Below are 24,685 nucleotides of genomic sequence, written 5' to 3'. Positions count from 1 at the left end.
CCTATCGATCGCATTCGCTGTTTTGTCATTCGTTCATTTTTCGAGGAATGGTTCATACATGCCAAGTGGCTGATTATCCCCGGAACTGCTTCAAAAATTGCACCGCTTTGGAAATGTCCGCCTCCGGATCCTCCCCGACCTCGCGCTCAATGGTCAAGTATCCTTGATAGCCGATATCTTTCAGCGCCTGCAAATAGCTCTGCCAGTTCACACTGCCTTCGCCAAGCGGCACTTCGCGGAAATACTGCCCTTCCCCGGGAACAAAAGTATTGTTCTCGTTGGCAGGCGGCTCGAAGCCAAGTGTTTCATAGATGTAATAGGCAGGTACTTCTTTTAAACGGATACCGTCTTTGGCATGGGTATGTACGATGTAATCCTTCAGGTTGTGTACCCCTTCAGCCGGATCGTCGCCGGTAACCATGACCATGTTTGCCGGGTCGAAGTTGACGGATACTCCCTTCGAGCCAAGCCCGTCGAGGAAATCCTTCAGTCGTGCGGAAGGCTCAGGGCCCGTTTCGATCGCAAAGAAAGCGTTCATGCTGGTGGCATAAGAAGCCAGTTCCTCGCATGCATCGTGCATCGTTTGGTAGATTTCGCTGTTCTTGTCCTCCGGTACAAGTCCGATATGCGTCGTTACTACGCTGGTTCCGAGTTCTACCGCCAGATCGAGAATCCGCTTGGACTTCTCGATTTTCTCCGCGTTGACCGTCTTATCCTGGAAACCGTAACCGCCGAGGTCGCCCACCAGCGCCGAAATTTCCAGTCCCAGGGACTCGATATAGCTCTTCAGTTCCTTGCGCTGCGCCGCAGACAGGTTAGCCGGGTCCATTTCTCCGCTCACGGCATAGATCTGAACGCCGTCCGCTCCTACCTTCTTCGCCTTGGCCAGTCCTTCCCGGACCCCGACCCGGAAGCTGTCGACAATAACGCCGATTTTATTGTTCATTCCAGTCACCTCTCCCTTGTTTATGCTGAATCATTTAAAAGATTGGCTGCTTTGATTCCCGGCCTATACCTCGTTCCAGAAGCGTTTGACGTTTTCCAGGCCGATTTTTGTCCCCTGAAAGCTGTCTTCCATTCCTTCAAACTCGATCGAGAAATACCCGTCAAATCCGGATTCCTTGATGATCCGAATCGATTCGCGCAGGTTGATGTCTCCGTGCCCCGCAATGGCGCCTCTCAGGAAATTCCCGCTGGCCGTGCGGAACCATCCGTCACCCGGATTAAGGGCGGCTGGCCGCAGATAAAAGTCCTTGATGTGCACCATGGAAGCATAAGGAATGTTGTTCTTGACGGCGGCCACCGGATCTTCGTCCACGCACATAAAATTGCCCACGTCCAGCGTCGTCCGGAAGTTCGGCCGGTCCACGGCTTGAACCAGCGTCTGTACCCGGTCGCTTGCCTGGATATAATAGCCGTGGTTTTCCACGCTTGTCGTAATGCCATACTGCGCCGCATAATCGGCGATTTCGCGGCATGCCTCCGCCAGACGTCCAACCTCCTGGTTGAACTGTTTGATGGATGTGTCTTGGCGGCTGGCTACGTCATGGCGCATCAGCTTCACGCTAAGGCGTGCGGCGATGTCCACTTCACCTTTGACGCGCTCGATTTCCTTACGGTAAGCCTCCTCGGTGTCCACAGCGAAGTTAGCGCCGATCGCATAGTTGGATACGTCGATTCCGACTTCCTTCGCCTTGGCCACGATCTGATCCACCAGCTCTGGATTCCCGGTCAAGGTGTATCCGATCGGAACGATTTCCACGTGTTCTCCACCCATCTCGGCGATTTTCTCGATCGCGCCCAGAACCGTGATTTCACCCGATTGAATCGGACGGTACAGACTGTATGTGCTTACTCCGATTTTCATAGCTGAATTTCGACTCCCTTCTCAGAGGATTCGTAAATACCGTTCAGAATTTTCATCATTTCCACGCCGTCGTCGACCGTGGCGATCGGCACCGTGCCGTTTTTAATATTTTCGATAAAATGATTGATTTCGTTCTGGAACGCGGCGGCAAAGTTAAAGCCTTTATGGTCCACCTGCGGCTCAATGTTCAGGATCGTATCGTTTTTCTCTGTGACGATGACCAGAGCCGGATCGATTTCGAAGCCGCCATTCGTACCAAACAGCTTGATCGCCGCTTCATCCTGCTTCGCATGCAGGGAAAAGCTTACGTCCACGAGCAGCGACGCTCCGTTCTCAAAACGGATCAAGGCGTTCGCCATATCTTCTACGGTGTTTTTGCTGGCGTCATAGTCGGCCGCTTTGTAAAAAGAATAGTTCTTCACATGGCTGCGGTTGCCCAGCTTGTGGTATACGTTGCCGGACACCGATTTCACTTTCGGCTTGCCCATCATATACCAGCACAGGTCAATCGCGTGCACGCCGATATCGATCAGCGGCCCGCCGCCGGAGCGCTCCTTGTCGGCGAACCAGCCGCCCGGATTGCCCACACGGCGCAGGAGCGAGGCTTTGGCGTAGTACAGCTCACCGATTTCGCCGCTCTCCATAAAGCTCTGCAGCACTGCGACGTTCGGGTCAAAGCGGCGCACATAGCCTACTTGGAACACCTTTCCGCCGGCATGTGCGGCTTCCTGGATCTGAAGCGCTTCCTCAACCGTTCTGCACAGCGGCTTTTCCACCAGGACATGCTTGCCCGCTTTGGCAGCCGCAATGCTGATTTCAGCATGCTGGTTGTTCCATGTGCAGATGCTCACGGCATCGACATCAGGGTCAGCCAGCAGTTCATGATAGTCGGTATATGTTTTCTGAGCTCCGTATTTCTGGGCAGCGGCCTTGGCTCTTTCCCCGTTCAAATCGCAGATCGCGACGATCTCCGCCTCCGGGTTGTTTTGATACGAGTTTAAATGGGACTCCGAAATGGACCCTGCTCCGATTACAGCTACTCTTACTTTATCCATGCGTTTTCAACTCTCCTTTTGGTTCTCGCATTTGGCTTCCAAATGTAGATTGAACCCGTGCAGTCCTTCCTGCGCGTGAATGTCACCCATAAAAAGGCAAGCACGATCAGGCCATTAAGGTGTAAAAAAATTAGTTCAACCTATATATATTGAATTATAATAAGAACAGGCGGAACTGCCATGAAGAGCTATGCTAATAATTTATCTTATTGTGCGATTTTGAGGTGACTTGGATGGATAGACCCCTTGCTCTGCTGGAGCCGATGGATATGCCCGACCGTTTTTTTCCGATGAAGATCCATTATTGTACCGCCAAGGAATACGGGAAAACGCTGTTTACCCACCATTGGCACAATCATATGGAGTTTCTGTATTTTACCAAAGGCTCCGCGCTCATCGAGCTGAACTCGGTTCCTTATGAAGTTCAAGCGGGTGAGATGGTGGTCGTGAACAGCAACGACCTGCATTACGGGGTATGCCTGTCCGATGATTTGGTCTATTATGCGATGATCGTCGATATCAAGCTGCTGCAGAGCCAGACACCGGACGCTGTCGAAACGAAGTTTATTACGCCGATTACGCAGAACCAGATTATGTTCGCAAGCAAAATTTCCGGCGATCCGGAAATTACCGAGTGCGCCACGTCTCTAATCCGGGAAATGGACGAACGGGAACTCGGCTATGAGCTGTCGATCAAATCCTATCTGTACCGTCTGCTAGCCATACTGCTGCGCCGTTACGGCAAAGATACGCTTTCTCCAGAAGAGAGCCTGTACAGGCTGAAAAATTTGGAGCGGTTTACCCCTATTTTTCAATATATTGAGGAGCATTACCAAGAAGAACTGTCCGTCGATCTGCTGGCCGGGCTGGCAGGCCTCAGCCGTTTTCATTTCAGCCGCCTGTTCAAGGAGCTTACGGCTCGGACGGTAACCGAGTACGTCAACACGCTTAGAATCAACAAATCCGAATACCTGCTGCGCAACTCCAGAATGAACATTTCGGAGATTGCCCTGTCTTCCGGCTTCAAGGACATCTATTATTTCAGCCGGGCCTTCAAAAAATACAAGCATGTATCCCCCTCGGAGCTCCGAAAGAGCTTCAGCGTATAGAAAGCAATGGCTTCAAGAATGCTTCCTGTGTTCGGACAAAACAGGCAAAAGTGCGTCAAATCTGGGAATTTCGTCCGAAAAAATATCGACAAATAGGTCCGGCTAAGTGATAATAGACATGTTAAGCAGAATATATAAACATAAAGTGTTCTGCCAAATGCAGGAGGAGGAAATCACAGTTGGATCCACATTCACCAGACCCGTATCAACATTTTCAGCCGCAGCCGCCAATGACGCCGCCCAAGACGAATGGCAAAGCCATTGCCTCAATGGTGCTCGGCATCCTAAGCGTAATGATTTTGTACATAGGATTTATCCTGGGGATTCTGGCGATCATCTTTGCCGCCCTTTCTTTTAAGGAACTCAAACGGGGGTATGAACAAGGAAAAGGCATGGCGATTGCCGGGCTCGTGTGCGGTATTATCGGCGTGCTCCTATGGGGCCTGATTCTGCTCTTCGTCGTGCTCGCGGTCGCGTTCTTCGGATCGGATATCGACTCGTCCACTTTATATGACGTCATGTCTACCGTACCAAGAGTGAAAACGGCATAACTCCCGTCCAAACGGGTACACAAAAAGGAATGAGGCATCCCGTAGCCCATTCCTTTTTCTGTTTTAAAAATTTAGTGCGTTTTCTGCGCTGTTTGGCGTTCCACGGACAGAGCGCTGCGTTCCTCGGCCGGCTGATTTATGTCAATCCCTTCGTCTCCGCGACCGCATTGGCGGACATGATCTTTAATTTGCGGATCATGTCATCGGTCTCCTCAGAGGTCAGGCCGCTCGAAATGATATCCGTCCACGCCTTCAGCTTCGACCTGATAAACTTCCGCTTCTCCAAACCTTTCTCGGTCAGGGTCACCAAATACGCCCGGCTGTCCTGAGGATCCCGAATCCGCTTAACATAACCGAGCGCCTCCAGCCTGCTGATAGCCCGTGCTGTCGCCGCTTTGTTGATAAACAGGTTGGCCGACAGCTTCTCCTGCGATACCCCGTCCTCGATATACAAGTTGACCAGGAAAATGTACTCCGACGAATTAATGTCATGCTCCTTCAATTCCCGGTTCAAATAGATTTGAAACTGGCGGTGCAGCACCGATATCCACCTGGAAACACTGCCTGTCTGCTCCAATACTCTTCACCTCGAAATAATTGTTTACTAATCAACTACATATGCTGAAGTATACCTTGATTTAACGGCTTGGTCAATGAAACCCGAAGCAATAAAAAAAGCCTGGAACTTCTGCAAGTTCCAGGCTCCAGCCTGTAGGGCCTATTCTGTGATGATGCCGTACACCAGTGTTGGCGCTTCGGCATGATCGGAGATTCGGATATTTTCGTAAATCTTACCGATGACGTCGTCCACGTTTTCGCGGTTCGCATGGATCGTGACGAGCGACTCACCCTTCTTCACGGAATCCCCGATCTTCTTGTTCAGCATCAGGCCGACGGCCAGATCGATCTCCGATTCCTTGGTCGCGCGGCCGGCGCCCAGCCACATGGCCGCCGTACCGATCTCGTCGGCGACGATTTCGGCGACTACGCCGTCTTCCTTCGCCGGTACTTCGATCTGGTATTTGGCCTGCGGGAGATTCTCCGGATGGTCGACGACATCCGGGTTGCCACCCTGGTTCTTGATGAACTCCTTGAATTTCTCCAGCGCTTTGCCGTTCTTGATGACTTCCTTCAGCTTCTCTTCGGCTTCATCCAGGGAGCTGGCTTTGTTCGCCAGGAACACCATTTGGCGGCCCAGGGCAAGGCAGAGCTCTTCAAGATCCTTCGGTCCTTTGCCCTGCAGCGTATCAATGGCTTCCTTAACTTCCAGCGCATTGCCGATCGCGAGGCCGAGCGGCTGGCTCATGTCGGAGATCACGGCCATCGTTTTGCGGCCGACGTTGTTGCCGATGCTGACCATGGCGTGAGCCAGTTCCTTGGCATCGTCCACCGTTTTCATGAAAGCGCCGGCTCCCGTCTTAACGTCGAGCACGATGGCATCTGAGCCAGCGGCTATTTTTTTGCTCATGATCGAGGAAGCGATCAGCGGGATCGAGTTGACCGTGCCGGTCACGTCGCGCAGCGCGTACAGCTTCTTGTCGGCCGGCGTCAGGTTACCGGTCTGCCCGATGACGGCGATTTTGTCCTGGTTCACCAGACGAACGAATTCTTCGCGGTCGATCTCCACGTGGAAGCCTTCAATCGCCTCCAGCTTGTCGATCGTACCGCCGGTATGGCCCAGACCGCGGCCAGACATTTTGGCTACCGGAATGTCCAGCGCCGCCACGAGCGGTGCCAGCACCAGCGTCGTCGTATCGCCCACACCGCCAGTGGAGTGCTTGTCGACCTTGACGCCTTCGATGGCGGACAGGTCAATCGTATCGCCGGAATTCACCATAGCCATGGTGAGATCGGCGCGCTCGCGCTGCGTCATGTTCTGGAAAAATACAGCCATGGCCCACGCACTCATTTGGTAATCAGGGATATCCCCTTTGGTATATCCATCAATAATGAAATTAATCTCTTCCGTGGACAGCTCGCCTCCGTCCCGTTTCTTCTCAATCAAGTCAACCATTCTCATCGGATGTCTGCCTCGCTTTCTATGTGATTGTTAGTCTGTGAATGGGATGAAAGAATGCTGCGATTACAATCCGATCGCCGTTTCCAGAGCCACTTCCATCATGTCGTTAAACGTGGTTTGGCGCTCTTCGGCACTCGTTTCTTCACCTGTCAGGAGGTGGTCGCTAACGGTCAGCAGGGTCAATGCATTGACGCCAAACTTGGCTGCCAGCGTGTACAGGGCTGTCGTTTCCATCTCAACGGCCAGAACGCCGTGCTCCATCAGCTTCTCAACGATTGATTTATCGTCACGGTAGAAGATGTCGGAGCTGAATACGTTGCCCACATGCAGCTTCAAGCCTTTTTCAATCCCTTTATCGTACGCGGATTTCAGCAGGTTAAAGCTTGCGATCGGCGAAAAATCGTATCCTCCGAATTGGTGGCGGTTGGCGCCGGAATCGGTGCAGGAAGCCTGCGCAAGGATCACGTCACGCACATGTACATGCTCCTGCATGCTGCCGCAAGTGCCGACGCGCATCAAATTTTTGACGCCGTATTCGCGGATCAGTTCATTGACGTATATGCTGATCGACGGAATTCCCATGCCGGTTCCCTGCACGGAAATACGCTGCCCTTTGTACGTGCCTGTAAAACCGAGCATGCCTCTCACTTCGTTGTAGCATTGCACATCCTGCAAATACGTTTCCGCGATGAATTTGGCCCGCAGCGGATCCCCCGGTAAAAGGATCGTTTCTGCGATTTCTCCTGCCTTGGCTCCAATATGAGTGCTCATTTCTTTTCCTCCCCATAGGTCATGGATTCATGTATATTGTAAAATCGTGCTACTTCAAGTCTCCCAGGAAGCTGGTGCCGTATTTCGGCATCGGGACGCCAAAGTTCTCGGCCACGGTCGCACCAAGATCGGCAAACGTCTTCCGCAGCGGAAGCTCGCTGCCTCCATTGGCGAAGCGCGGTGAATACACCAGCAGCGGTACGTATTCACGCGTATGATCAGTGCCGCGGTATGTCGGATCGTTGCCGTGGTCCGCCGTGATGATCAGAAGGTCGTCATCCGTCATCTTGGCAAACATTTCCGGCAGGCGCGCATCGTACTCTTCCAAGGCTTGTCCATAACCCTGCGGGTCGCGGCGGTGGCCGTACAGCGCGTCAAAATCGACCAGGTTCACGAAGCTGAGTCCTGTAAAGTCCTCATCCATAATACCGATGATCTTGTCGATGCCGTCCATGTTGGACGTGGTGCGGATCGCCTTGGTCACGCCTTCCCCGTCATAGATATCGGAAATTTTACCGATCGCGATCACGTCGAAATTCGCATCCTTCAGCTCGTTCATCACGGTGCGGTCAAACGGCTTCAGCGCATAATCATGACGGTTGGCGGTACGCTTGAAGGATCCGGGCTGGCCCACGAACGGACGGGCAATAATCCGGCCCAGCATGTACGGATCGTCCAGCGTAATTTCCCGGCAAAATTCGCAAATTTCATAAAGTTCTTTCAACGGCACGATCTCTTCGTGAGCCGCGATTTGAAGCACGGAATCGGCTGAGGTGTAGATGATGAGCGCTCCCGTCTTCATATGCTCTTCCCCGAGCTCGTCGATAATTTCAGTGCCGCTCGCCGGCTTGTTGCCAATGACTTTGCGGCCTGTCTTCTCTTCGATACGCTGAATCAACTCGTCGGGAAAGCCATCAGGGAACACCCGGAACGGCGTATCGATGTACAGCCCCATGATCTCCCAGTGGCCGGTCATCGTGTCTTTCCCTGCGGATTTTTCCTGCATTTTTGTATAATACGCCAGCGGCTTGTCCGCTTTGGCAATCCCTTCGATTTCGCGGATATTGGACAGGCCGAGCTTGCCCATATTCGGCATGTTCAAGCCGCCGCGCTCACGGGCGATATGCCCGAAGGTATCGACGTCAAAATCGTCGAACTGGGCGGCATCCGGCGCTTCGCCGATCCCCACGGAGTCCATAACAATCAGGTGGATACGTTTAAAGTTTGGCATAAGTTTCTATCACTCCTTCATCCTTGAGTATACATGACGCAAGTCTTTTATAGAAACAGTCCTGCGATGATCGCGGACAAGACGCTGACCAGCGTCGCCCCGTACAGCAGCTTCAAGCCGAAACGCGCGACGACGTTACCCTGCTTCTCATGCAGGCCTTTGACCGCACCAGCGATAATGCCGATGGATGAGAAGTTCGCAAAGGAAACGAGGAACACGGATACGATGCCGGTCGTGCGTGCGGACAATGCGGTATGCTTGCCGAGTTCCAGCATGGCAACAAACTCGTTGGACACCATTTTGGTGGCCATAATGCTTCCCGCTTCCACCGCTTCCTTCCATGGAACGCCCATAACAAAGGCAAACGGTGCAAAGATGTAGCCCAGCAGTTCCTGGAACGAAATGCCGAAGATGCCGTCAAATATGCCATTGATCAGGGCGATCAGGGCGACGAAGCCGATCAGCATCGCAGCAACCGTAATGGCGACTTTGAAGCCGTCCATAATGTATTCGCCCAGCATTTCGAAGAAGGACTGCTTCTCTTCTTCCTGAACGACAAGTTCATCTTCTTCCTTGGTCACCTTGTATGGGTTCAAAATCGAAGCGATAATAAACCCGCCGAACAGGTTCAACACCAGCGCGGTGACCACGTATTTCGGATCGATCATCGTCATATAGGCGCCTACGATCGACATCGAAACGGTGGACATGGCCGAGGCACAGAGCGTGTACAGCCGGTGCTTCGGCAGCAGGCCGATCTGCTTTTTCACGGAAATGAACACTTCGGATTGGCCCAGGATCGCGGAAGCGACCGCGTTATACGATTCCAGCTTGCCCATCCCGTTCACCTTGCTCAGCACGAGGCCGATGTACCGGATAATAAACGGCAGGATGCGAAAATACTGCAGAATGCCGATCAGTGCCGATATGAAAATGATCGGCAGCAGTACGCCGAGGAAGAACGGTGCCTGTCCTTCGTTGGCGATACCGCCGAACACGAAGTTGACCCCTTCTCCGGCATAGACCAGCAGCTTTTCAAAAATACCGGAAAAGCCTTTGATCAGCACGGTGCCAAGGACGGTGTTGAGCAGAACGTACCCCAGAATAATCTGGAGAATGATCATGATCACCAGCGGGCGATAGCGGATCTTCCGCTTGTCGTTGCTGGCCACGAAGGACAGGGCAAAAACAACAAGTAACCCTAGTACCGCAATCAAATATTTCATAGCTGTCTCCCCAGTTGAAATTTTTTATGAAACCAAATCTATTAAGCGCTTACAGACTTGATATTAATAGAAACGGAAGCTTCCCGCCCGGTTTGCCATATTCCGATGTGAACCGCTTCCGTTCATTTCATGCATACTTTACTTCAGCGCGAGACTCTTCTCTTCCTTATTACTTATTAATAGGAAGCCGAGGATTGGCCGCCCTCCATAATCTTAACGCCGGAGCTAGCACCGATACGGCTTGCGCCCGCTTCGATCATTTTGTTCATGTCCTCGAGACTGCGTACACCGCCGGATGCTTTGACGCCGATATTCGGACCTACCGTTTGGCGCATCAAGCGAATGTCTTCCGGAGTAGCACCGCCTGTGGAGAAGCCCGTCGAAGTTTTTACGAAATCGGCTCCCGCCTTAACCGCCAAGCGGCTTGCGCGTTCCTTCTCTTCGTCCGTCAGCAGGCAGGTTTCAATAATGACTTTGACCAGAGCCTTGCCGGCAGCCGCATCTACCACCGCCTTGATGTCGGCTTCCACGAGATCGTCCTCGCCGTCCTTGAGCGCGCCGATATTGATGACCATGTCGACTTCCGTTGCGCCACCAGCGATCGCGTCCTTCGCTTCAAATGCTTTGACGGCCGAAGTTGTGGCTCCCAGAGGAAAACCGATAACCGTACAAACCTTCACTTTAGAATCCTTCAGCTGTTCAGCAGCGAATTTGACCCAGGTCGGATTTACGCACACCGATGCGAATTCATACTTCTTCGCCTCGTCAATCAGCTTGCTGATCTCGGCCTGGGTGGCATCTGCCTTAAGCAGGGTATGATCGATCATTCCCGCTAAATTTGTCATTCTGATCCACTCCTTGATTCAAGATGGGTTATTCTTTTATTTATCCAATTCCCTGGAATTGAAAAGCTTTTCTTTCAAGCTGCACGACTATCATAACACCGGCCTGAACATATGTAAATAGATCGTGAAATTATGTTCACAAATCATTCTGCCCACTCCCGTAATGTGCGCAAAAAAAATCCGCCCTATGTAATCCGGACGGAAATCAAAAAAAGCAATCGATATGAAATGAATGATTTTTCTAAGAGATCAGAGCCTGCGCTGTAAACTGATCCGTGATCAAAATGTTCGCATAATTGCCCGCGAGGGCCGCTTGAATGGCCTCCACCTTGCGTTCTCCACCGGCAACCAGAATGGACTTTTCCTTCTTTTGAAGCTCGTGAAGGTCGATTCCAACCGTCCGGTTATTGATCTCTTCGCTGCAAATCTGGCCCGTTTCATCAAAAAAACGTGAACAGATGTCTCCGGCACCGGACTTCTTCAGCAGCTCCTGCTCCTGCTCGTTAAAATATCCCAGCCGGAAAAGCAGCGCGTCTTCCTTCACCGTACCGACCGTGAACACGGCAATGTTCGCCTGTTTGCCAAGCTCGATGATCCGGCTGATATGCCGGTCTTCCTCCACGATCCGCTTCAGCTCGATGTTGTCGAAGATGACCGGCAGCGGGAGGTATCTCGCTACCGTCTGGAACGCCTCCGCAAACAGGTTCACCGTCTCCGCCGCATAGGTGTTGACGTGGGAATGGCTGACACCGCCCTTCAGCTGCACGACTTCGACACCTTTTACCTGCTTGGGCGCAAGCTGAAGCGCGACAGCATGCATTGTGGTCCCCCAAGTGACCCCGATAATATCCTTGTCCTGGACGATCTCGTGGAGGAATTCGGCTGCCTTTTTACTGATATGCTTCTTGATTTCCTCGTACTGATTTAACGGGGAGTAACAGACCTGTACTGTATCCAAGCCGTATTTGCGCTTCAGCTTCCGGCCCAGTACGTTTAAATCTTCGCCAGGGTCGACAATTTCGATCCGCACGTATCCTTGTTCCTTGGCATGCTGAAGCAGTCTCGATACCGTCGGCCTGGAAACGCCCAGCCGCTCGGCGATATCCTGCTGGCTGTAATCGGACTGGTAATACAGTCTGGCTGCCTCAATTGCTAATCTTTGTCTTTCAATGTCCATCGTCTTCAGCTCACTTGTCCCGCTCTCGCATGATTTGGCTTGCACTGATCCTATTATACCTCTTGTTCCCGAAAGCCCAAACCCTTTTGTCGATTGAACGGTTTTTCTGGTATCCATTTTTAACCCTAAGGTTTATTTAAGCCGCTTAACATGCTATAATTCAGTTCGCATTAGTAACGCGCAATGTCACAGTTTATTTTGGGTTTCACTTCCCGTTTACATACTCTTGAAACGACAGGAGCTGGTTTGGCATGGCCCTACTTTGTTTAGAAAGCGAGTGTACCATGAACACATACTCCCCTTATTATACATTTGACCGGAAGGACTGGAAGGCGGCACAAGAGGACTCGAAACTTCCGCTGACGGAAGAGGAATTTGAACGCCTCAAAGGCTTGAACGAGAAAATTTCGCTGCGGGAAGTGCGCGACATTTATCTTCCGCTGACCCGCCTCATCCATTTGTATGTAAGTGCTTTCCAGCAGCTTCAAGAAAAGATGAACACATTCACCGGCATCCGAGCGCCCAAATCGCCTTATATTATCGGGATCGCCGGCAGCGTAGCCGTAGGCAAAAGCACGACCGCACGCCTGCTGCAAACGCTGCTGTCCAGATGGCAGGAGCATCCGCGCGTGGATCTGGTCACGACGGACGGCTTCCTGTATCCGAACCGCGTTCTTGAGGAAAAAGGCATCATGAACAAAAAGGGATTTCCGGAGAGCTACGACATCAAAAAGCTGATGCAGTTTATCAGCAGCGTCAAATCCGGACAGCCTGCGCTGAAGGCCCCGGTCTATTCGCACCTGGCCTATGATATTCTGGCGGACGAGGAGCAGCTGATCGACCAGCCGGATATCCTCATACTGGAAGGGATTAACGTCCTTCAGGTCAATACGGAAGCGCCGGTCTTTATCAGCGACTTCTTTGATTTCTCGATCTACATCGACGCCGAAGAGCAGGATATCCGCAGCTGGTATATCGAGCGTTACCAACTGCTCCGCGATACCGCCTTCCAAGATCCAAGGTCCTACTTTCACAAATTTGCCAGTCTCTCCGAAGAGGAAGCCGTGCAGAACGCGTCGGAAATCTGGAGAACGATCAATCTGAAAAATTTAATGGAGAACATTCTGCCTACGAAGGCGCGTGCCAAGCTGATCTTAAAAAAAGGGCCGGATCATCAGATCCAGCAGGTATTACTCCGTAAATAACCAGCGGCGAAGCTGATGCGGCAGCCACCAATTGACATGCCCCATCAGCTTCATTAACGCTGGAACGAGCATAAAGCGGATCAGGGTCGCATCGATCAGGATCGCCGCAGCGATACCGAACCCAAGCTGTCTGACTCCTTCCACGTCCCCTGCGATAAACGGCAAAGTGACAGCGATCATGATGGCTGCCGCTGAGGTGATCACTTTCCCCGTGGAAGAGAGTCCCGCAGCTATTGCCTTATCCGCATTTCCTGTGCGATGATACACCTCGGTCATTCGGGACAGCAGGAAAACGCCGTAATCCATACTAACCCCGAACACCAATCCAAAGATAAATACCGGAATCATGACAGCGATGCTGCCTGATCCGCCCCCCAGCATCCCATCTTGAAAAATGTACACCAGCACCCCGAACGAAGCAGTAAGGCTGAGCAGGTTCATCAGCAGTGCTTTGACCGGTATGATGATCGAACGAAAACCTGCGAACAGCACCACAAAATTGGTTATAGCCATCCAGAGAAGCACCGAAGGAAGCCTGGCTTTGATCTCTTCACTTACTTCCAGCCGGTATTTTGCTTCTCCCCCAAGCAGTATCCGAATGTTCTTCTCACTCTGTCCTTGAATTTCCCACTTCTGCAGCCACGCCTCGGTTTGCTTATCATCCATGCCTGGCCGAAGCGTTACTGACATCAACAGGTTGTCCTCACGAACGAGCGGTTGACTCGTATTCTGTGGCAGCTGCTGCAGCATTCTGGGGCTTGACAAGACCCCCGGCTGATCATTGTACTTGGGGACATTGGAAAAGATGGAGTCAACCCGGAGCACATCCCGGTCCGCCTTCAACCTTTGCCACAGCTCGTAAGCTGCGCTCCATTCCGCTGCCGACAAGGCATCCCCGCTTCCCAGCACCACCATCGGGATCACTGAGGTAAAGGGGGCGTTGAAACGGAAATCCACCAGTTCCGCACCAAGCCGTGAAGGATAGCTTGACGGCAAAGAGGCGGCATCAGGAACGGAGGTCTGCAAGTAGCGTATCGGCAGGATGCTTGTCAGCAGAAGCGCTGCGGACACCAGCGTCATCCGGACAGGTCTCTGCATGACGTAGCGGGTCCATCGCTGCATCAGTCCGGGCTTGAAGGTGGCTGCTGCTGCTGCGGAACTCCGCCGAATCGGGATTACCGGTGACCATAAGGTCAAAAAGGCCGGGACAAGCGTTAAATTCACCAGGGCCGATACAAAAACGACGACCATCGCCCCGATGGCGACCGAACGGAACATCGGCATCCGGATGAATGTAATGGCGATGAGCCCCAGGATCACGCAGGCGGCCGAATAGAGCACAGCCCTGCCAGCCTGCCTGATGGTGACCGACAGCGCCAGCTCTACGCGGCCGCTGGATGCCCCCCATTCCTCACGGAAGCGGCTGACAAGAATCAGTCCAAAATCGATGCCGAGCGCCAGGCCGACCATCGGTATGACGTTCAGCACGAAGTTGGACAGCTCCAGCTGCAGGCCGCTCCCAAGCCAATAAAGAATCCCCATCGAAACACCCACGGCCGTGCACCCTGCTGCGATCGGGATGAGGGCATAGATCCAGCCGCCGAACGCGTAGAACAAGATCAGAAAGGCCAGCGGCAGACCGATCAGCTCCGCCCTCTTCAAGTCATGCATACTCGCCCGGTTGACATCGTCCTGCACGACAGGCTTGCCGGTCAGCGTGATCTTCACACCGGGCGGCTCGGGCAAAGCTGAGCGAATGGCGTCAAGCCCCGTCCCGGCGGTCTGATCCTGGGTGTCCAACCCCAACAGGGCATAGGCGGCTTGGTTGTCCATCATCCCCTCATGCTCCAGCGGTGAAATGACGGTCAGGCTGCCGTCCACCCGCCGGAGATGTTCCAATACCGTCCGGATTCCCGATTCAAACGAAGCGCGGGAGGCTCCGGGCTCCCGTTCGAAGACGACAACGACCGGTTCATGGGGGAGTTGGTAATCTTCCGAAAGGATCCGCTCGACCTGTGCGGAAGTTCCCTCCGTACGCAGCCCGTGATCCTTCAGGATGGAAGGCAGTGATATCGCTGCCGAACCGCACAGGACGAGCAGCGCAGTCCAGCAAGCCAGCACCCACGCAGGATAGCGGAGAGCAAGTCCGGTTATGAAACGGTAAATCACCCGATTCCCTCCTCCTGTTGGCATGCGGTCTGCAGTCTAACTAAGACATCGTGTTCTTCAGCCGCGTCGCTTTGACCAATGAATCAGCGACCGGCGGGAACAACCGGGCAAAGCCTGACAGAATCCTTCCGGCAGAGGGCCGGCCGCTAATCGCCTGCAAGTAGCGCCCTTTTCGCAAAATACCGCTGAATTCACGGTGTACCGCCTCGGTATACAGCCGCTCCCAGTCCTCCATGCTAAGCTTGCCCCGCAAATAGCGGTCGGCAAACGAGGCGCACAGAATGCCGGAACGCAGGGCGGCGCTCATCCCGTCTCCGAAGAGCGGCGGAATCATGGCGCAGGCATCTCCGGCATGCGGAATCATCCGCCAGGGCTGAGGCCGGCGGGACAAATATACCGGCGCGGTCGAGATCATCGTCCCGTCGGTCGGCGTTCCTTCCGACAATCGGCGGGCAAGCAGGGGATTACCGCTTGCCGCAAAATCCAGCAGCTCCTTCATCTTCGCTCCCGCGCCTTTCAACCGGTCCCGCCGCAGGAGCGCGGCCACATTATATGTGCCTGCTTCCACAGGGGCGATCCCGATGTAGCCTCCGGGAACCAGATAAAGTTCCACGGCTTCCGTCCCTGCTAGCCCGGTCATATGCGTTTTAATCCCGATGTAGGCATGCCCGTCCTGCCCCATTTCTTCATAATCGATCAAATCCGGCCGGCGGTGACAGCCCCAGGCGGCGATCACCGTTCTCGCCTCCAGCGTATCGCTGAGTCCGCCAGTCCGCGTCCCGACGATATATCCGCCTCCATCCTCACGGGCATGAATGCTTGTGACCGTCGTCGCGTCCCGTATTTCCACGCCCGCCTCCCTTGCAGCCCGGTGCAGGCCGGCATCCAGCGTATACCGGCTGATGCCCCAGCCTGTACCGGGGAGCGCTGCTTCCAGCACCTGTCCATGCCTCAGCACCAGGCGGGCCCGGTGAATCGGATTCGGCTCCATTCGCTCGACATCCTCCGCTACACCAAGGCTGGCCAGCGTCTCCCTCGCCTCCGGAGACAGAAATTCCCCGCATGGCTTATGACGGGGAAAATACTGTCGGTCTATGAGCACGGTCTTCCACCCTTGGGCGGACAGCCGGATAGCTAAACTGCAGCCGGCAAGGCCAGCTCCGATTATGACCGCGTCCTGCATGGGAATCATCTCCTTTCGCTGTTTTATAGAGATTGTTCAAAAAGTCCGCTTTTGATAAGAAAACCAATCGAGGCCAATCAAGGATGAGTGACCGCGATTAAAATGTAGGTTTCATTTATATTTTTCCCGTTTTATGAACAACAGCCACATAACGGAATAACGGCTTCCAGCTGTACAGCAAGTCCGCTTGCCCCTCCTGCTCCTGCAGCCGCTGTCTCAACCTGATCCAATCGGAAGACTTGAAACCCTTCGCTACCGACAGGGGCCCATCATGCCGTATATAACGGTTGCCTGAAACCAGGTGCGCCACGACCCAAACGGCGGACCACGAAATCCAGTGCCGGTGAATATCGCTGATCACGACGCCCAGACGGGATGCCTTCAGCATCTGCCCCACCACTTCGGGAAGCCGGACGTCGTCAAAGTGGTGAAGGAACTGCGAGGACATGACGATATCGGCGCTGCCTTCCGGAAGGTCAAACAAATCGCAGCGTCTGACCGTAATATTCGATACTCCCTGGTACAGGTTTCTGGCCTCCTCGCAGGCTTCTTCCGTAATGTCCACTAATGTAATCCGGACATCGACCCCGTTTCGGGCAGCCCAGCGCAGAATGCGGCGGTTCACATCTCCCGAGCCGGCGCCAATATCCAGCACCGATACCCTGTCCGGTCGGCCGAATTGACGCCACAACCGCTTGAACCCGTATAAGGATGGAGACGAAGCACCAAAGATCCGGTTCAGTCGTCGCAAATGGCGCAGCGCTTCCAGCAGCTCGTCGCCGCCCGTGCTGAAGTCGTCCATGTATTCCTCTTCCACGGCCCGCCGGTTTAACCGCTTAAAGGCCGGCATACTCATAACTTGACTCCCGTTTCGTAACGAATGAAGGAACATACGTAAATCGAAGGAGTTCTGCAGTCAAGCCCGGGCCAAACGCGAGGGCCACTCCGGACCGTTCACCCTCGCCTTGTTCCCTCAAACGCTCTCTCATCCCTTTTAATACGAACAGCAGCGTCGCAGAGGATAAATTCCCGAAGTCCCGCAGCACGTTCCTACTGAATTCGGTCTGGCTGTCCTCCAGCCCAAATAAATCCTGGACGGCATCTACGATGCCCCGTCCGCCCGGATGAATCGCCCATAGCGGCGGAAGTGCTCCTCCGTCCAGCAGCCGGTCCACTTCATCCCGCAGGAACGTTCTGAGCAGCTTGGGGATATTGGGGGAGAGGTATAAATCAAAACCGGTGTTCCCGACCTCCCAAATCATTTCGTCTGCAGAATCCGGAAGGAGCACAGAGTGTCCTCCGCCGAGTTGGAACCCTCCCTGTTGGTCGGCTTCACCGGAGCTGACGATACATGCCGAAGCCCCGTCCCCAAAAAATGAAGCGCCGAACAAGGCTTCACGGGATCCCGAAGGCTGCAAATGGATCGTGCACAGTTCGACGCAAACGATGAGCACCGTTGCTGCCGGGCTCGCCGACACGATTTTTTGTGCTAACTGAATCGCCCTCAAACCGGCGGCGCAACCTTGAAAGGTCAGCGGGATCCGCTGAATCCGCGCAGACAATCCAAGCCGGTGAATCAAGACGGTGTCTAATCCGGGAAGAAATTGACCGGTACAGCTTACCGTCAGAATGTGAGTGATTCCGGAAGCCTCCACGCCTGCATCACGCATAGCTTCTTCCGCCGCCTTCTCCGCCAAAGGAACCGATTCTCTCCGGTACACCTCCATCCGCTTGGAGGTCGAAGGGGCAGCCCGCTGCTTGTCCGTGGACAGATACGTGCACTGATCGGCAGGTTTGAGGAAATCCTCCTCACAGGTGTACCTGACCTGGACTCCGCATTGCTTAAATATTCTTTTCGCCCACCTTAGCGCGTGGGGCTCTTCCCTTAACGAAGCTTCGATTTTGGCAAATACGTCATCCTGGCAAAGGCGGTGAGGCGGAAGCGCCGTACCGATGCCCTGAATCAATGCCCTGCCTGCACCATGTTCACTGACGATCGTCAAAAGATCACCTCCATTCATTCATTTACGTCCCATTTACGCACATAAGCCTTAGAACAAGTATATTCACCGTAATAACGCATATGCTCCGTAAGGACAAATACCTGTTTGCCTGCTTTAGGTGGTATAAACCGGAAGGATCGCTTTGTTCAGAAATCTCCAGCTTAAAAGGGAAAACACCCTCCTGCTACTGATGCTTACCCGATTCTGGTCAGCGGAAAACGTGTGCACCAAAATAACGGCATACACAAAAAGCAGGCATGGGGCTCATCCCCAATGCCTGCTTCTACATTTTTATTGGCAATCATTCATTTTTACAGCGCTTTGTCGTCCACGCTGTTCAACCAGTTCTCAATGACGCCGATCACCGAAGCGACGGTGCCGTCTTTAAACGGCGACTGCAGTCCGGCAAGCTCCACAAGTCCGGTAAAGGAACGGGATCCTCCCGCCTGGCACAGTCTCAGGTAATCCGCCCAAGCCGCTTCGCGGTCCTCGTTCATCTTCTTCCAGAACTGGAACGCGCAAATTTGCGCCAGCGTATAATCGATGTAATAGAACGGCGCCTGGAAGATATGCCCCTGTTTGTGCCAGAAGCCGCCCCGTTCCAGGTATTCGTTGTCCGGGTACTGCCGGTGCGGCAAATACTTCTTCTCGATTTCGCGCCAAGCGCGTTTGCGCTCCTCCGGCGTCGCGTCCGGATTCTCATACACGAAGTGCTGGAATTCATCGACGGATACGCCGTACGGAATGAAGAGAAGCGCACTGGACAGGTGGTCAAAATGGTATTTCTCCGTGTCTTCCTTAAAGAAGTTATCCATCCACGGCCACGTGAAGAACTCCATGCTCATGGAATGGATTTCGGCCGATTCATACGTAGGCCACAGGTATTCCGGCACCTGATAATGACGGCTGGAATAGACCTGGAAGGCGTGGCCGGCTTCGTGCGTGAGAACGTCAATATCTCCGGAAGTGCCGTTGAAATTGGAGAAAATAAACGGCGATTCGTATTTGCTGATAAACGTGCAGTATCCGCCGCTTTGCTTGCCCTTTTTGCTGACGAGATCCATCAGCTCCCGGTCTACCATGAATTTGAAAAATTCGTCGGTTTCCGGAGACAGCTCCGAGTACATCTTCTTCCCTTGCTCCAGAATCCAGTCCGCATCCCCTTTTGGTGTCGCGTTCCCGGTCTTGAAACTGAAATTGTCGTCATAGATCCGCAGGGAATCGACGCCGATCCGCTCGCGCTGGCGTTCCTTCAGCTTTTGGGCTACGGGTACGATGTGTTCCAGCACTTGCTTCCGGAAGTTGGCCACCATGTCGGCGTCATAGTCCGTACGGTTCATGCGAATATAGGCAAGCTCAACGTAATTTTTATAACCGAGCTTTTGAGCCATGCGCGTCCGGGTTTTCACGAGTTCATCGTAGATCCGGTCAAAATCTTGCTCATGCTCCGCCATGAAGGAATATCTCGCTTCCGACGCTCTCCGGCGCAGATCGCGGTCCGGCGACAGCTCAAACGGCAGCAGCTGGGACAGTGTCCGCTCCTCACCTTCGAACGGAATCTTCGCAGAGGCGATGAGCTGACTGTACTCGGTGGCCAGCTTGTTATTGAGCTGCATATCCTCGATGATATCCGGATGGAAGGACTTAAGCGCCAGCTCGGCAAGCTTGAACAGTTGCGTTCCACACTTGGCTTCGAGTTCACTTCTGAATTTGGACTCTACAAGCGCTTTATAATAATCGGTTATGTATTCTTGATAGACCGGACTTGCTTCATCGATGTATTCTTGTTCGGCCTTGTAAAATTCATCGTTCGTATCGATGGAATGGCGAATGACGGCAATCTCTGCCATGCTTTCGAATTCGCTGCGCAGCTTGTTGATATCGGACATGGCCTTGTCCTGCTCTTCAAAGGAAGCCGCCTGCTCGAACTGCTGGATCAGTTGTTTAAACCGTTGTTCAATTTCTTTCACGTCTGGCCGCTTGTATTCGTACTCGCTGAACTTCATGCATCACGCATCCCTTCTTGATTGGCTTTCGTTACCATTATACTAGAGAATCAGGCTTAGACAACAGATACGTCAAAAAAAATTTAATGTTCGTGAAAGCACTTCCCGTTAGTCAAAATTCTACAAGCTTCCCTACATGGAATGGCTATATTTTACAGATGGATCCATAGTAAGGTTCCGAGAATTGCCCAATATTAACCGCGCTTATGCTTATATCCTCGTTCTTCCCTTTTACAATTGGTTGTGATATATTAGTTCGTACCTAAAAATATTAGGCAGCACCTAAATGATTGAATATACATATACTGAACATACAAAGGTGGTTTGAAAGCGATGCTGATATGGATGCTGCGCCAAGTGATGGCAGAACGCGGAATTTGGACGGGAGCCGCACTGGCCCGTTTACTGAAAGACAAAGCCGGCTACGAGCTGTCTCCCCCCTCGATCAGCGCCCTGCTGAACGGCAATCCGAAGCAGATAAAGGCCGATACGATGGATGCGCTGTGCACAGCTCTCGACTGCACTCCTAGCGACTTATGGCATCATACCCCATCGAACGTTAGAGGGGCCTAGACGTTTATTGAAACTGGAGGTAACAAGCATGTCGGAAAAAGAAATCCTTCCCTTCGGAGACCCGATTCTCCGCAAAAAAGCCAAACCCGTTACGGAAATAACGCCGAGAATTCACAAGCTGCTGGATGATATGGCGGATACCCTGTACGCGGAAGAAGGCAGAGCCGGCCTGGCCGCACCGCAGATCGGCATTCTCCGCAGGGTGATCGTCATGGACTGCGGGGACGGGCTAATAGAGCTGATCAATCCAGTGCTGCTCGAGCACGCGGGGGAGCAGACCGGACCGGAAGCCTGCTTATCCTACCCCGGGTATACCGGTATCGTGAAGCGGGCGAAATACGTGAAGATCAGTACGTTAACCCGTGAGGGCAAAACGATTGTAATGGAGGCAGAGGATTATTTGGCACGCTGCATTCAGCATGAGATGGACCATCTCGACGGCATTTTGTACATCGACCATATCCAAAACGGAGAGCTGTTTGTCAATCGGACGGAACGCAGAGCGGATTTGATGGCTGCCTTAAAGCTGACTCAGAACGTTTAGCTGCACTTCTATGCTCTTATTGACATCTCATAAAGTCTCTTTATAAGTCCCCACATATGAAAAAACAAGGAGCTGTCCAAAGGTCATTCACGACCCGGGACGGCTCCTTTTTATAAAGAAATATAATGTTATTGACGGTGCGCTGTATACTGATTAGCTCTACTAAAGCTGCGGATCCGTTCGATCTCCTCGTCAGTGAGCGCCGGAGCGTCTCCAGCCGCAGTATTGTGGATCAGCTGCTCCAGGGAGCTTGCTCCCGCGATGGCCGTCGCCACGACAGGATTTGCCAAGGCGTACCGGATCGCGGTCTGCCCCATACTCCGGTCATTCTTGACCAGGCGCTGCAATTGCTCGCGGATCTGGATCAGTTCGTCGGGACTGTAATCCAGGTACCCCTTCGCCACTTTCGCTCCGCCCTGCTCGGTCAGGACACCGGAAGCCACCGGTCCGCGGGCGATGACACTGATATGGTTATCGGCCAGTAAACGCAGCACCTCTTCCTCTGGACGGCGGTCCAGAATGCTGTACTGGCTCATGACGCTGACGATTCCGGAACGCTTTACGTATTCCCGGATCACGTTTGGACGGATCGACGAAATGCCGTAATAACGGATCACGCCTTCCTGCTTCAGCTCCTCAAACGCCTCGATCGTCTCGTCAATCGGATCGTCCAGAGTACCGCCATGGAGCTGGTACAAATCGATATAATCCGTTTGGAGGCGGCGAAGGCTTTCCTTTACCGCAGAGCGGATATACGCTTTGGAAGGGTCCCATACCCAACCTTCTTGACCAGGAATTCTCCGGTTTCCTACCTTCGTCGCCAGAACAACGTCCTGCCGGCGTCCGCGGATCGCCTTACCGACAATTTCTTCGTTTCTGCCGCTGTCGTAGAGATCCGCGGTGTCCAAAAAATTCACGCCCCGCTCCAGCGCCGCGTGAACGATTCGCTCAGCCTGCGCCTCGTCGGTTCCCAAGGACATACAGCCCAGTCCGATCTCGCTGATGTTCAGTTCCGATGTTCCCAATTGGTTCCTTTTCATTAATTTCACCTGTCCCTTCCCCTGGAATTACCCGTTTAAAATCAACAAATGAATGGCGCTCAGCACGATGCCGATCACGAATCCGCAAATCGCGCCGTTGACCCGGATCCACTGCAGGTCGCTGCCGACCTTCTCCTCCAGCATGTTGACGAGCGACTGATCGTCCAGCTTGTCCAGATTTTCCCGAACCAGCACGCCGATGCGATAATAATTGGATTCCACCAGCTGAACGATCATTGCCAGAACCCCTTGTTCCCACCGGTGGGTTAACTCTTCCTTGGATTGCAACAAATCATGGCACCAGCGGAACAGACGAATCCATATACGCCCGCCGCGCTCCCGTTCGGCTTCCATCCATTGCAGCAGACGTTCACGCAAATGGTTCAGCTGGCCGGCAATCCATGCTTCCGCGTTCTCAGAGCTCAGCTTGTCATCCAGCCATCCCTTTACGCGGCTTTCCGTTTCCGGACTGTCGGCTACTTGGGCCAAACGCTCCCGGATGCCTGTGACAACCCGTTCCCGGTATGGACTTTCCGGATTCGCCACTTCAAGCAATGCCGAGAGGATCAGCTTCTTCAGAATCGCTCCCAGTTTCTCCTCATTCATAAAACCCAGCATGGCCTGCACGGCAAAGCCCTTCATTCCTCCAAGCTGAAGCTCATCCAGTTTGGCATGCGCCAGCTTGCCGAGCATCATTTCGTTATCCGGGTTGTTCACCCATTCTGCGGCGTACAGCAGTCCGTAGTCCAATACCTTCTCGTCCAACTGGTGCGCTTCCGTCTCTTTGACCGCACGGTTTAACAATTCGGTGATGTTCCGGCTATGAATATACCGAAGCACCATGTCCCGGATGTGCGGGGCCGCTTTCTCCAGCGGCAGTTCGCGAACGGCCTGCTCCAGCGAAGACAGGAGCTTCATGCGGACCTCTTTCCGCCGGATCAGCTTGAACAGCCCGGTCGATACGGACTGGAACAGTTTCATCTGCCGAAGCCTGGACGTGATGCTCTCCTTATTCAAAAGTTCGGTTTCCAATGCGGAAATGAGCGAATTGACGATTTTGTTGCGGTTTTTAAGCAGCAGCGACGTGTGTGGGATCGGAATGCCCATCGGATGGCGGAACAAAGCGGTGACCGCAAACCAGTCGGCAAATCCGCCGACGAGTCCGGCTTCAAAGCCTCCCAGCAGCAGCTTAACCCACGAATTTTGCGGCAGGAAAAGCATTACGAGAAAGCCCGCACCCATAACAGCCAGGGAATACCCGGCCAAATATCTGGATTTCAATCTGCATACCCCCATATGTACGTATACCATGATGGCGTCGATTCGACTTACTTCAATGACCGATCACGCTATCAAACTATTAACCATATTGTAGCCCATTTGTTTCGTTTACAGCCGAAAAACCCGGGCTCGCGAAAAACTCCCGGCTTCCCGGGAGTCTGCTGTCTGCACATCATGATTCCAAATGTCCGGTTAACAGGACATCAGGAATAAGACTGCTTGGGCTCGCGGCGGAAGATCACGGACAGAATAATGGCCACGATGCCGATATTAATCGCGATATCCGCGATATTCATAATGCCTGTCATGCGGCCGAGGACGATAAAATCGGTAACCTTGCCGAAGAGCACCCGGTCGATCGCATTGCCGATCGCCCCGCCGACGAGAAAGCCCGTGGCCAGCTCCATCCACGTCCCTTTAAGCACGCCTTTGGTCCGGTAATAGATAATGACGGCCGTAACAAACACCGCAAATACGACGAATAACTTGCCGTAGCCTTGGAACGAGCTGAACGCGGCTCCGGTATTTTGGTAGTACTCAAAATGAACGTACGGGTCAAGAAAAGGCCTCGAACCTCCGACGACCATGGATGAGCGGACCCAGAGCTTGCTCAGTTGGTCGATCGCAATGACGATCAGCGATATGATGTAAAACAAAATAATGATGCACCTCTTTCCCTCTGCGTCCGTTGTCTCGTTTCCCTTGTTCAGCAAAGGAACAAAATGGGTAGAGACGCCGATGCTGACCCTTTCTAATGGAGTCATGCAGCATGCCTGTATGTCCATTATGCGTCAGATCGCTCTGCGTACACAAGTTTGACTCCGATCCT

The 24,685-nt window shown here is 53.2% G+C and carries 23 protein-coding genes; 5 read left to right on the top strand and 18 right to left on the bottom strand.

All coding sequences use genetic code 11. The features are described 5' to 3' along the window. Positions 1-73: 73 nt before the first annotated feature. The 3 genes from IAE55_RS28810 to IAE55_RS28800 form a co-directional block, all read right to left on the bottom strand. Positions 74-946, bottom strand: coding sequence for a sugar phosphate isomerase/epimerase family protein (locus tag IAE55_RS28810; protein ID WP_089547762.1), 873 nt, complete (start codon positions 944-946; stop codon positions 74-76). A 63-nt stretch (positions 947-1,009) separates the two neighbouring features. Beyond that, complete coding sequence (locus IAE55_RS28805) at positions 1,010-1,867, bottom strand: sugar phosphate isomerase/epimerase family protein (protein WP_200634552.1); 858 nt, start codon at positions 1,865-1,867, stop codon at positions 1,010-1,012. Beyond that, entirely contained in the window at positions 1,864-2,922 is a 1,059-nt protein-coding gene (locus tag IAE55_RS28800) for a Gfo/Idh/MocA family protein (RefSeq protein WP_145159028.1), read from the bottom strand. The genes IAE55_RS28805 and IAE55_RS28800 overlap by 4 nt, the downstream gene beginning before the upstream one ends. A gap of 233 nt (positions 2,923-3,155) precedes the next feature. Here IAE55_RS28800 and IAE55_RS28795 point away from each other — a divergent pair, with 233 nt between their 5' ends. Continuing rightward, a complete protein-coding gene (locus IAE55_RS28795; protein ID WP_076171697.1) occupies positions 3,156-4,031 on the top strand; it encodes an AraC family transcriptional regulator in 876 nt (291 codons plus the stop codon). A 230-nt stretch (positions 4,032-4,261) separates the two neighbouring features. Then, positions 4,262-4,582, top strand: a complete 321-nt coding sequence (locus IAE55_RS28790) for a DUF4190 domain-containing protein (protein WP_076171824.1) — start codon at positions 4,262-4,264, stop codon at positions 4,580-4,582. Between the two features lie 136 nt (positions 4,583-4,718). Here the strand turns inward: IAE55_RS28790 and IAE55_RS28785 are convergent, their stop codons facing one another. The 7 genes from IAE55_RS28785 to IAE55_RS28755 form a co-directional block, all read right to left on the bottom strand. Beyond that, entirely contained in the window at positions 4,719-5,159 is a 441-nt protein-coding gene (locus IAE55_RS28785; protein ID WP_105442369.1) for a MarR family winged helix-turn-helix transcriptional regulator, read from the bottom strand. Between the two features lie 141 nt (positions 5,160-5,300). Next, positions 5,301-6,602: a pyrimidine-nucleoside phosphorylase gene (locus tag IAE55_RS28780; protein WP_200634551.1), complete on the bottom strand. Its 1,302-nt coding sequence runs from the start codon at positions 6,600-6,602 to the stop codon at positions 5,301-5,303. 63 nt (positions 6,603-6,665) lie between these two features. Continuing rightward, positions 6,666-7,373 carry a purine-nucleoside phosphorylase gene (gene deoD / locus IAE55_RS28775; protein WP_076171689.1) on the bottom strand — a complete coding sequence of 236 codons (708 nt, stop codon included), beginning with the start codon at positions 7,371-7,373 and terminating at the stop codon, positions 6,666-6,668. A 49-nt stretch (positions 7,374-7,422) separates the two neighbouring features. Continuing rightward, positions 7,423-8,604 (bottom strand): phosphopentomutase, encoded by a 1,182-nt coding sequence (gene deoB / locus IAE55_RS28770; RefSeq protein WP_200634550.1) that lies wholly within the window; start codon positions 8,602-8,604, stop codon positions 7,423-7,425. Between the two features lie 47 nt (positions 8,605-8,651). Then, a complete protein-coding gene (locus tag IAE55_RS28765) occupies positions 8,652-9,830 on the bottom strand; it encodes a NupC/NupG family nucleoside CNT transporter (protein WP_105442367.1) in 1,179 nt (392 codons plus the stop codon). Positions 9,831-10,006: 176 nt separating this feature from the next. Continuing rightward, the gene (deoC, locus tag IAE55_RS28760) at positions 10,007-10,675 is read right to left on the bottom strand and encodes a deoxyribose-phosphate aldolase (protein WP_105442366.1); all 669 of its coding nucleotides are present in this window, start codon (positions 10,673-10,675) and stop codon (positions 10,007-10,009) included. A gap of 241 nt (positions 10,676-10,916) precedes the next feature. Further along, positions 10,917-11,852 (bottom strand): sugar-binding transcriptional regulator, encoded by a 936-nt coding sequence (locus IAE55_RS28755; protein ID WP_076171822.1) that lies wholly within the window; start codon positions 11,850-11,852, stop codon positions 10,917-10,919. A 284-nt stretch (positions 11,853-12,136) separates the two neighbouring features. On the opposite strand from IAE55_RS28755, the gene coaA reads away from it, so the two are divergent. Further along, on the top strand, positions 12,137-13,057 hold the full coding sequence (coaA, locus tag IAE55_RS28750) for a type I pantothenate kinase (RefSeq protein WP_076171678.1): 921 nt from the start codon (positions 12,137-12,139) through the stop codon (positions 13,055-13,057). Here the strand turns inward: coaA and IAE55_RS28745 are convergent. The 5 genes from IAE55_RS28745 to IAE55_RS28725 all read right to left on the bottom strand — a co-directional run bounded on the left by IAE55_RS28745 (position 13,043) and on the right by IAE55_RS28725 (position 20,418). After that, entirely contained in the window at positions 13,043-15,226 is a 2,184-nt protein-coding gene (locus tag IAE55_RS28745) for an MMPL family transporter (RefSeq protein ID WP_325168697.1), read from the bottom strand. The genes coaA and IAE55_RS28745 overlap by 15 nt on opposite strands. 40 nt (positions 15,227-15,266) lie before the next feature. Beyond that, on the bottom strand, positions 15,267-16,409 hold the full coding sequence (locus IAE55_RS28740; RefSeq protein ID WP_200634549.1) for an NAD(P)/FAD-dependent oxidoreductase: 1,143 nt from the start codon (positions 16,407-16,409) through the stop codon (positions 15,267-15,269). Between the two features lie 115 nt (positions 16,410-16,524). After that, complete coding sequence (locus IAE55_RS28735; RefSeq protein ID WP_145159500.1) at positions 16,525-17,259, bottom strand: methyltransferase domain-containing protein; 735 nt, start codon at positions 17,257-17,259, stop codon at positions 16,525-16,527. Then, positions 17,246-18,406: a type III polyketide synthase gene (locus IAE55_RS28730; RefSeq protein ID WP_438822518.1), complete on the bottom strand. Its 1,161-nt coding sequence runs from the start codon at positions 18,404-18,406 to the stop codon at positions 17,246-17,248. The genes IAE55_RS28735 and IAE55_RS28730 overlap by 14 nt, the downstream gene beginning before the upstream one ends. Positions 18,407-18,723: 317 nt before the next feature. Continuing rightward, entirely contained in the window at positions 18,724-20,418 is a 1,695-nt protein-coding gene (locus tag IAE55_RS28725; RefSeq protein ID WP_200634548.1) for a M3 family oligoendopeptidase, read from the bottom strand. Positions 20,419-20,751: 333 nt separating this feature from the next. Between IAE55_RS28725 and IAE55_RS28720 the strand changes: the two genes are divergently transcribed. Together IAE55_RS28720 and def are read left to right on the top strand one after the other, a co-directional pair. Continuing rightward, positions 20,752-20,991 (top strand): helix-turn-helix domain-containing protein, encoded by a 240-nt coding sequence (locus IAE55_RS28720; RefSeq protein WP_076171668.1) that lies wholly within the window; start codon positions 20,752-20,754, stop codon positions 20,989-20,991. 28 nt (positions 20,992-21,019) lie between these two features. Continuing rightward, on the top strand, positions 21,020-21,535 hold the full coding sequence (gene def, locus IAE55_RS28715) for a peptide deformylase (protein ID WP_200634547.1): 516 nt from the start codon (positions 21,020-21,022) through the stop codon (positions 21,533-21,535). Positions 21,536-21,663: 128 nt separating this feature from the next. Here the strand turns inward: def and IAE55_RS28710 are convergent, their stop codons facing one another. From IAE55_RS28710 to lspA, 3 genes are all read right to left on the bottom strand, one after another. Next, positions 21,664-22,575: an aldo/keto reductase gene (locus IAE55_RS28710; protein ID WP_200634561.1), complete on the bottom strand. Its 912-nt coding sequence runs from the start codon at positions 22,573-22,575 to the stop codon at positions 21,664-21,666. A gap of 27 nt (positions 22,576-22,602) precedes the next feature. Further along, entirely contained in the window at positions 22,603-23,856 is a 1,254-nt protein-coding gene (locus IAE55_RS28705) for a DUF445 domain-containing protein (protein ID WP_200634546.1), read from the bottom strand. 203 nt (positions 23,857-24,059) lie between these two features. After that, complete coding sequence (lspA, locus tag IAE55_RS28700; RefSeq protein WP_234489945.1) at positions 24,060-24,620, bottom strand: signal peptidase II; 561 nt, start codon at positions 24,618-24,620, stop codon at positions 24,060-24,062. Positions 24,621-24,685 lie beyond the last annotated feature (65 nt).

Origin of the sequence: Paenibacillus sp. S28 (assembly GCF_016624415.1) — a bacterium.
Classification (GTDB): Bacteria; Bacillota; Bacilli; order Paenibacillales; family Paenibacillaceae; genus Paenibacillus_AQ; species Paenibacillus_AQ favisporus.
This window is presented reverse-complemented; position numbering and strand designations above follow the sequence as displayed.